The organism is Mesorhizobium sp. B2-5-7, from assembly GCF_006440875.1.
Lineage (GTDB): Bacteria > Pseudomonadota > Alphaproteobacteria > Rhizobiales > Rhizobiaceae > Mesorhizobium > Mesorhizobium australicum.
In genome coordinates this window covers 19,887-29,089 of the sequence record NZ_VFUO01000015.1, presented here as the reverse complement: position 1 = coordinate 29,089, position 9,203 = coordinate 19,887, and the positions used below count along the sequence as shown (strand labels likewise).

Below are 9,203 nucleotides of genomic sequence, written 5' to 3'. Positions count from 1 at the left end.
GCCGGCTGGAGCGCAGGTTCGCCCAGCATGACAACATCCGCCCAAGCTCCTTCGACGGTTTCTGATATGACGGGAAAGTCGAAAGTAGCTGAACTAAACAGCGAGCCGGACGGCGGCGCCGGCGGCGTCACGCCGGGTGGCAAGGCAGGTTCCAAACCCAGAATTCCAAGGCAGCTCTCGATTTGCGACGTCATTCTGGCCTCCATCATCGTTCGCTGCATGGGATACCCCAGTGCGGTCATCCGCGCTTTTTGACGCCGAGAATTGACCGTGCTTCGGCAGGCGTGGCGACGCTGGCGCCCATGCGCTCAATGATCCCAACCGCATTGTCTACGAGCTCGGCATTGGATGCCAGCAGCCCTCGTCGGAGATAGATGTTATCTTCCAAACCCACCCGAACGTGCCCACCCATTGGCACCAACTGTCCAACCATCGGCATTTCATCTGCCCCGCAGCCAAATCCGCCCCAGACTGCCCCAAAAGGGAGAATCTCACGCATCGCCTGCACAGCGCTCGGCACAGCGGGAGCGCCATAACCTGTGCCGAGGCAAAATTGGAAAAGGGGCGGGCTGCCAATTATGTTTTCGGAGATGAGTTTCTTAGCGACTTCGATGTGGCCTAAATCGAAGCATTCGAGCTCGGGCTTGACACCAGCCTCGCGCATGAGTGCCGCCATCTGTCGCAGATCGGACATACGCGCAACAAAAATCCGCTCACCAAAAGCCATCGTTCCGCAATCTAGGGTGCTAAGCTCTGGCTGAAGTTTGACGGCATGGGAGCAGCGTCCAATTGCGTCCTTAAGTGTGCTAGTTTTCCTTATTTTTAAAGGATTCAAAGAATCAAGTTCAAGTTCACCATCCATTCCACAGGTTAAGTTGATGATGACGTCCGTCGCCGCGTCCCTAAGCTTCTTAACAACCTGTTCATAGAGCTCAATTCGGTTTGATGGGGCTCCCGTGTCAGGCTCACGGACGTGAATGTGCACAATCGCAGCCCCAGCCTTTGCAGCTTCCAGTGCAGCTTCCGCGATTTGCGATGGCGTTTTGGGGATATTTGGATGCTTCGCAAGAACCGCGCCCCCCCCTCCGGTGACCGCACAGGTGACAATGACTTTCCGGGACATCAGAAATCCTATTTCGGTATCTCTTAATTGTTTAGTCTGGCGCCAACACACTCGATGGTGCTACCGAGTGGTCACACAAGGGAAGGATAGGCATGGCGGCCGATCATTAAATCTGGCGTATTCTTCACGTGCGTCACGTATTGGTCAAATATTGATTGTCGCCGCCGATCATCTGGATGCGAGATGACTGTGCGCGGACGCTGGTCGGAGATCTAAAGCGCGTCGCGTTTGAACGAAATCAGGCGACGTCAGGTTGCCCCCGATGAGCCCTCGTTCATAGCTGGACTCTTCTCCTTGTTGAGCTGCTCCCCGTCTTTGGATCGCCCAGGCTGGAACTTCCGGGCTGATTTGATCCGATACCATTCTTTGGACCGCCGGAAGGTGGAGTTTTCCGGCTGTTTCACGATGGCGGGCTGACGGCGCCATCGGGATTGAGCAACGAGATCGGAACCTTGTGCCCGATTGCGCCATGGGGGCGCACCTCGTTGAACAACTCAGCGACGCAACACCCACGGGACCGGCCCGGAGCGCGAGCTTCTCTACGATGGCATCCTTGGGTGGGTAGCCAAGTCCATATTCACGAAGTGATCGATCGGAATGACGCAGCAGTCTTCTGCTGTAGCGTTTTCGGCCAAGCCTCGGATCGGTGGTTGGAGGTCCCGGCTTGGATGTTCGATCGGATCCTCAGTAAGAGTTGGCGCATCACGACTGCTCCGCACGTCGACCTTGCCGCGCTGGGCACCCTGGCGAAGCTGCTCCTCGACACCGGAGCCCCATCGCAATCGCCGGAGATGGGCGCAGCATTGGGCTCTCACGCGAATCGGGGAGATGTCCATGCCGCGCCAGCCCACGACATACCAGTTCGATCTGTTCTTGAAGCCGAACGACGCCAACACGGGGCAGACGCCGCAATGGCAGGCGCTGCCGGCCGCGACGCGCCGATCAGTGACGAAGCTGACGGTCAGCCTGATCCTCGGGCACGTCGACGGCGAGGGTGCCGTACAACGGGAGTGCGCGGATCATGATGCATGAGAAGATTGGGCCGCAGCATCTGGAGCGTAAAGCGATCCTGTATGTGCGGCAGTCGTCAGCCCATCAGGTCCTGCACAATCGTGAGAGCAGCATGCTTCAGTATGCGATGCGCGATCGCCTGACGGCGCTTGGCTGGTCTCGCGTAGAGACGATCGACGACGATCTCGGCCGTTCTGCCGCCGGCGGCGTCGCGCGTGCCGGCTTCGACCGGATGGTCGCCGAGGCCTGCCTCGGCAAGGTCGGTGCGGTTGCGGCGCGAGAAGTGTCTCGGTTTGCCCGTAACAGCCGCGACTGGCAGCAGCTCATCGAGATGTGCCGCGTCGTCGACACCGTGCTGGTCGACCAGGAGACGGTTTATGCGCCGCGGCAAGGCAACGATCGGCTGCTATTGGGGCTGAAGGGGAGCCTCAACGAGTATGAGCTCGATCTTCTGCGCCAGCGTTCCCTTTCCGCACGCTACGAGAAGGCCCGGCGCGGTGAACTCGTCGTGGCAGCTCCTGTCGGCTTCGCGAAGGTCGGCGATCGTCTTGAGAAGGATCCTGATCGGCGTGTGCAGGAATCCATTACCCTGGTGTTCGACAAGGTTGCTGAGCTCGGCAGCGCCCGTCAGGCCTTGATGTGGTTCCTCGAGCATGGGTTGGATTTGCCCGCCAAACGCAACAACGGCGATGTGGTCTGGCGCAGGCCGAACTATGCGACCATCCACCGCATGATCGACAACCCGATCTACGGCGGCGCCTACGCCTATGGTAAAACTCGTGTCGCGCCGGGATTTGGCCGATCCGCCGTTCGAGCAGGTATCCGACGCAGGACGCGCGAGGAATGGCTGGCGCTGATCCCACACAGCCATGAAGGCTATGTCAGTTGGGAAAGGGCAGAGGCGATCCGCAAGATGGTGAGCGACAACGGGGCGCCCAAGCATGGCGACGCTCTGCTTGCCGCGCTTGTCCGCTGCCGGCGCTGCGGCCGCAAGCCCACGCTGCGGTACACGGGCACCAAGCACAACATTCCGCGCTATTCCTGCTGGCGGGGTCTGCTCGACAATGGTGAGCCGCAATGCATCGCCTTTGGGGGACTGCGCGTCGATGATGCGATTGAGGAAGCGCTCCTGCGTGTCGTGGAGCCGGGAGCGATTGCTGCCGCTGCCGGAGCTGAGGCGCAAGCTGCCGATCGTCGTGACCAGGTCCGGGACGCCCTCAGTCGGGATCTTGAGCTGCCCGCTACGCCGCCGACCGGGCCTTCCGGCAATATGACGCGGCCGATCCCGAGAACCGGCTGGTCGCGGCGGAACTGGAAGCGCGTTGGAACCAGGCACTCATCCGTGTCGGTGAGATCGAGAGCAAGATCACCGCGCATGATGCCGCGACGGCCCGATATAGTCGGCATCGCGACGATCAGCCAGCGGCCGGTGACACTCATATCGGAGCCGCCAGCAGCTTGGGCAAGCGGACCAAATTGTAGGCCGCCAAGTTCAAGGTGAAGGCCGCGCCCACACGGGCGCATCCCATGCCGGCCGAGGCTTTGATCCAGCCGAACACCTCCTCGATCCGCTTGCGGCAGCGCTGGCTGGCATCATAGCCCGGATGGCGCTTCGTGCGGTCATCGATCGCCGTCACTTGAGGCTTGCCGGTTTTGCTCAGATGGCCGACGGCGATATGCGGCGTGACCTTGCGCTCGCGCAGGCCCTTGATGAACTGGCGCACGTCATAGGCGCCTTGTCGGCGCCCAGTGTGATGCGCCGCCGCAACGGTCTGCGATACAACATGGCGAGAGCGGCATCACGCTCGCCTGTGCCCCTGGCCTGGGTAATGCCACCATCGACCGCAAGCCCATGACGGTTCTCCATCAGCGCATGCCCCATATAACAGAGCCTCGCCGGCTGCCCGTCGCCCTTCTTGTAGAGCCGCGCCTGCGGGTCGCTCGTGCTCTGGTGTGTGTCGTTGGAGCGCTTCTCCTTATGAAAGCCGCGCTCAGCGTTGCGCCCCGCTCCATCCGGGCCGTTGTCGTCCCCGTCCTTGCGGCGGAAGCTCTTGATCGAAGCCCAGGCCTCGATCAGCGTCCCGTCCACCGAGAAGTGATCCGACGACAAAAGCCGCCGCGCCAGCACTTCTTCAACAGCCTGCTAAAGCGCTGACCACGTCTCGGCCCGACAGCTGAACCGGGGATCGAGCACAGGCACGTAGCGGAGAACGTATCGACGACCGTCAGCACGCGGATCTTCTTGCCCGTAGCGAGCTGATCGTGGACGAAGTCCATCGCCAGACCTCGTTCGGGCCCCTCTTGGCGGCCGTCCCGGAGCTTCGCGCTTCGGTGTTTTGTTCCTGAGCTGCAAGCCCAGATCCTTGTAAATGCGGTAGGTCGGCTTCATGTTGATGTCCCACCCTTCCCGCATGAGCTCACGTGGACACGTCGGTAGCCATAGCGAACGCGTGTCGCGCAAATGTCCTTGAGCCGAGCCTCGATGCCGGTCTGATCGCGGCGGCGGGACTTGTAGTGATAGGTCGACGTGTCGAACTTCAGAACCGGCAGGCCCGCCGGATCGTCTGGCGCCGGCCGAGCAAGACTTATCGGCCGCGATTGGCTGGCTGATTTCCTCGTTTCTAATTGATTTATGTAGATTTTTGCTTTCGTCACGGAGGTCTTTCCGGTATGCAATTTGGGTGTAGGAACAAGCTCCCTCAACCGCTGATTCCTAATTCCCTCGCCCGGATCGCCTTTCTGAAGGCGACCGTTTCGGCCCGTGACGCCACCATCGGTATTGATAGTCAATGGTCTTTTGCTTCGAACTTGTAATGACGGGCGCCTTAAGTGCCCGACGCACTCGATCAGAGGCGAATCTTCGATATCGCGTCGTTTGATGACCCATGGTGGCCTTTGCAATATGCTTGGCAGGAATGATTCCGGCGGCATTATAGGCACTGCGGAAGCGTGAATCGACGCCGAGCCCGGCAAGTTGCGTCTTGGCGGCGCCATGGCGCTCTTCGTCATCAATAGATCCAACCCTTTATCTTTTGAGCCCTTAGCGTTCGCAAAACGGCCTATCCAGCGTAGTCCAGAGCCTGTTATCAGCGATCGATCTGTAGATGCACGTCGGCTGGCCCCTCCGACCTTACAGCCGGCAGTGGTTAAAATTCTCGTGAGGTTGCCGGACGAGGTCTCATCTCCAACGAGCCCTCCTATAGGTTGCCCGGTTCCAAGGCTCCCTCGCAAGTATTCTCGGCTGATTTTTCATCGATGTGCAGCACTGAGGCTCAGGGTTTGAGCGGCCTCGCAAGGATCGCTATCATTTGATTGACGTCGACATGGATTCCAGACTTTACAGCGCAGACGACAGACGTAGTGGGAGCGCGAATATCGATCGCATCAGCCGACAGTGACTCCACGGGATAAACGACCCCTAAGAGATCTCCTTGCTTCACTTCATCCAGCACGGAGCAGCGAGGTTCGAAGATGCCGCGGGCCGGCGATTTCAGCTCGTCAGACAAGAGCGTTTCAAGTGTCCTGCTGGCTTTCCGTTGACGGAAAGTCGGACACTCGGCCTTTCCCTCTACGAGTCCGAGCGCGATTAGGGCGTTGCGTAGCCCGCTTTCATAGATCCCCAGCGCTTCGGAGCTGACCGTGCCGCCGCCGAATTCAGTACAAATGAATACCTTGCCTTTGCTATGCGCCCAAGTGTCGAACATTCCATTTGTGTCGGGGTGTTCCCAGAGCAATGTCACGGGTAATTTGAATGCCTCTGCCAATTGAAGCGTCTTGGCCATGAGATCCACATCACCAATGGGATGCGTGACGACTGCTGGTGGAAAATCCCATGTCGGCCCGAAACTGTGCAAATCGAATACCGTGTCGGCCATTGGCAACAACAGGCGCGAAACCGCATCGGCAATGCGTTCAGTTATCGATCCGACGGCGCGGCCGGGAAACACTCGATTAAGATTCAAGCCATCGATTGGCGAGTTTTGGCTCCATGCCTGCACCGCCGGCAGATTAAGCATCGGTACGATGATGACGCTTCCACAGGTTTGCGCTTTGGGCAGCCAGTCAACAAGCCGTCGTGCCAGGATTGGCCCTTGCAATTCGTTGCCGTGATTTCCGCCAGTGACAAGGAGGCGCGGTCCCTCCCCTTTATTGAGGCAGAAGACCGGAAGCGAAATAGCTTCGCAGTCGTTGCCTTTGGGGACAACAAGATGTCCCGTGGACATGCCAGGCGCGTCGAGATCAAACGTCAGGTATGGTGTTTCGCTCATTGTCAGCCGACCTTATGCACCCAAATAGCGAACGCTAGGGGTTCACTCTCGCTGCGTCAAATACAGTTTTTATATTGTAGGGATCTAACCGCACGATGGACTTACTCTTTCGCCCGAATCGTCCAGGCAACGCTTTGCGAAGACAGGTTAGTCTGAGCAAACGGCCGCAAGCGATAGCCGGCATAGGTTCGTAATGTCATAGGTGGGTAGCCCCGTATGGCGGCGGAGTGCGTTCGTGACATAAGGGAACCCCGTGCATTCCATCAGCAGCATTGCGATTTCAGGATGCTCAGCACGAAGATGCGTGACGCAGGCGGTAACTTCCTTCTCAATCTGATCGACTTCGGTTCGGATTGCAGGACGCATCAAAGCGTTGCGGAGAAATTCGCCGCCTTCGACGCCGCCGATGACCACCCTCGCCCGATCTCTCGGATTATCGAGCCTAAGCAGGTCTTCCCCGAAATGTCTTGAATCAGCGGTCACCACGGCAAGCTTGTGAGGATGCGCCAGCTGTCGCAGCAAGGTTGGAACCAAGAGCAGGCTAGACATCACAACGGGAACATTGACGGCAGCGGCGACCGCCTCTTGATGTCGGATGAAAAAACCACAGTCAGAGGAAATCACGGCTGCCCCTCGTTCGACCAAGCGTGTGGCGGCTGCCACGCACGCGCCTTCGAGCGACGGGTAACCACGAATGACCATATCCGGCCATGCTCCCTCCACGAGCTCCGTCACGATTGGGTGATCAAAGGTCGTTGGGCTCAGTAAGCCGCCGGGCCGCGGATCTAGCGAAGAACTCTCGGCTTGCACGCCTTCATCAAGCTCAAGAATTCCAAGTGCACGTCGGTTTTGAAACATCATGGTTGAAGCACCAAAGAATGAACTCAAGGGTTCGCTTCCAAGCTGGCGAAGTTCCTTACGTTCTGTTGTACTTTGAGCGGCATTGTGGCCGTTCCGTTAAACTTCTTCTTCTCGCTTCGCGGGTACCCCGCGGCTCTTCAGTCGTTCTCCAATCGCTACCTCTGATATTGATCCTTTCGGCTTGATCAAAGAATTTCTGTCGGCTACCAGCTTGCCACTCTCCGTTGGCCCAGATCATGGCTTTGCGGATTCGCTAGCCACTTAACAGAGCAACCGGACGTGCTGACCGAGGCAAGCCTGATGCACCGGGCGCGGCGAGTTCGACTGGAGGCGCCTCCGTGGGTGGAAGGGGCCAAGCGAGGCAAATCCGCCAAGCGCCGCGCGTTTCGGCTTTCCGCGGACGCATCGACGTGCCGCCGGTTCTGCCGACGACGCGACGGGGCCACATTCTTATCCCGTTGACTTCAGAGCGGCGCTCGGTCGGAACGAGCGAAGAGGCGCGAAAGGAACTGGATCCATGGAGAGCACTCTGTTGTCCATCATTTCAGCGAGCAGCTTTCCAGAAGTTGGCCCAAGGGTGAGACCGTAGTGACCGTGGCCAAAATTAAACCATAGGCCCTTGTGGTTAGGAGCTGCACCGATCATCGGTAATTGATCAGGAAAAGTGGGCCGACGTCCAAGCCAGGGCGTAGAGTCTAAGGATTCACCGATCGGGAATAGCTCTCTTGCAGGACCAATGGCTCCTTGCACAAGCATATCCCTTGCCGGCGCGTCAAAGTGATCCAGCTCCACACCAACACACAGTCTGATGCCTTGGTTCATAGGTGAAAGCACAAAGCCATACTCATCGTCCTTTACCGGACGAGTCAAGTGCGCGCCGTCTTTTGGTCGAAAATGAAGATGATATCCTCGTTTGGAGCCGAGTGGCAAGTTATAGCCGAGTGGCTCCAGGAGTCCCTTTGACCATGGACCTGCCGATATGACGACATTGCGTGACTGAATTGTGTCATTCAATGACTCTACATCCCAGGCACCGCTTTTGTGCCGCCCGAGATTGGTGACGGACATCTGCCGGAACTCACCGCCGAAACGCACAAGCGCTTCCGCATAGGCTTTGGCAAGTTGGTCGGGAGCCGGCGTATGATATGTGCCGGGCCAATACAGGCCTCCTGCCGCACCTGGTTTCACAAAGGGTTCCAGTTCGGCTATCTCCTCCGTCGAGATAATTCTGAACGGATAATCACAAGCAAGCGCTAAACGCTTATCGCGTGAGATTGTACTGAGCTTTGTTTTGTCCCGAATGATTGAAAGGTATCCCACATCGTGCAGCAAGTGAGACGCACGTGATAGACTCGCGAGGCACAAGTGCTCAGCAATCGCGGTCGAGAAGAGTGGTTGAGACTGTAAGGCAATACGCCACAAATTCGAGTCCGATGACGCCCGCCAAAATGCCCACAGCCAGGGTAGATTGCTTGGAAGGGCAAATAGATTCTGACGGAAATACGGTACTCGGTTCAGAAGAAGCTGCGCTAGTTGCAGAGGTTCCCTGGGGATTGTTATTTGAATATTCAAGCCAGAAATAACGCCTGCATTGCCATAAGAAGTTTCCGATCCAGGTTCCCGCCGATCAACCAAAATGACCTTACGGCCAAGCCTCTGGAGTTGGAGCGCGGTCGCCGCCCCGACCATTCCTGCTCCAACGACTACAATGTCAGCTACGTCGCTCATTGAGAGGTCCTATAGAAGCATCCATTTCGGCTGGAAGCTGTTTGAGCCGCTTGGGCGGATTGAGGCCAGGGTGGCGAGCAGTATGAGCACGAACACAGGCAATGACCGGATCGATGGGGTGGTCTCTATGTCAAGATCGGCTCACCGAAATGCCGGAATGACTATCGAAAATCGCTACGCGAGCACGTGGCAATCCAGGTATGGCCGCTGGT

Annotated in this window: 6 protein-coding genes and 3 pseudogenes; 2 read left to right on the top strand and 7 right to left on the bottom strand. The window is 58.1% G+C overall.

Going from position 1 to position 9,203, the window contains the following annotated elements:
* Both FJ543_RS31755 and FJ543_RS31135 read right to left on the bottom strand, forming a co-directional pair.
* A pseudogene (locus tag FJ543_RS31755) lies at window positions 1-194 on the bottom strand (hypothetical protein); the annotation flags it as partial.
* A 44-nt stretch (window positions 195-238) separates the two neighbouring features.
* The gene (locus FJ543_RS31135; protein WP_064994923.1) at window positions 239-1,123 is read right to left on the bottom strand and encodes a 3-keto-5-aminohexanoate cleavage protein; all 885 of its coding nucleotides are present in this window, start codon (window positions 1,121-1,123) and stop codon (window positions 239-241) included.
* Between the two features lie 834 nt (window positions 1,124-1,957).
* Between FJ543_RS31135 and FJ543_RS31130 the strand changes: the two genes are divergently transcribed.
* Both FJ543_RS31130 and FJ543_RS31125 read left to right on the top strand, forming a co-directional pair.
* Window positions 1,958-2,155 carry a hypothetical protein gene (locus tag FJ543_RS31130; RefSeq protein ID WP_064994942.1) on the top strand — a complete coding sequence of 66 codons (198 nt, stop codon included), beginning with the start codon at window positions 1,958-1,960 and terminating at the stop codon, window positions 2,153-2,155.
* Window positions 2,145-3,635 (top strand): recombinase family protein, encoded by a 1,491-nt coding sequence (locus FJ543_RS31125; protein ID WP_224656313.1) that lies wholly within the window; start codon window positions 2,145-2,147, stop codon window positions 3,633-3,635. The genes FJ543_RS31130 and FJ543_RS31125 overlap by 11 nt, the downstream gene beginning before the upstream one ends.
* Here the strand turns inward: FJ543_RS31125 and FJ543_RS31120 are convergent.
* From FJ543_RS31120 to FJ543_RS31100, 5 genes and pseudogenes are all read right to left on the bottom strand, one after another.
* Window positions 3,571-4,253, bottom strand: a pseudogene (locus tag FJ543_RS31120) (transposase); the annotation flags it as partial. The gene FJ543_RS31125 and the pseudogene FJ543_RS31120 sit on opposite strands and share 65 nt — an antisense overlap.
* A 42-nt stretch (window positions 4,254-4,295) precedes the next feature.
* A pseudogene (locus FJ543_RS31115) lies at window positions 4,296-4,675 on the bottom strand (IS3 family transposase); the annotation flags it as partial.
* A 731-nt stretch (window positions 4,676-5,406) separates the two neighbouring features.
* A complete protein-coding gene (locus FJ543_RS31110) occupies window positions 5,407-6,402 on the bottom strand; it encodes a succinylglutamate desuccinylase/aspartoacylase family protein (protein WP_064994928.1) in 996 nt (331 codons plus the stop codon).
* A gap of 147 nt (window positions 6,403-6,549) precedes the next feature.
* The gene (locus tag FJ543_RS31685; protein WP_318013090.1) at window positions 6,550-7,290 is read right to left on the bottom strand and encodes a hypothetical protein; all 741 of its coding nucleotides are present in this window, start codon (window positions 7,288-7,290) and stop codon (window positions 6,550-6,552) included.
* 423 nt (window positions 7,291-7,713) lie between these two features.
* Window positions 7,714-8,991 (bottom strand): FAD-dependent oxidoreductase, encoded by a 1,278-nt coding sequence (locus FJ543_RS31100; RefSeq protein ID WP_084016100.1) that lies wholly within the window; start codon window positions 8,989-8,991, stop codon window positions 7,714-7,716.
* Window positions 8,992-9,203 lie beyond the last annotated feature (212 nt).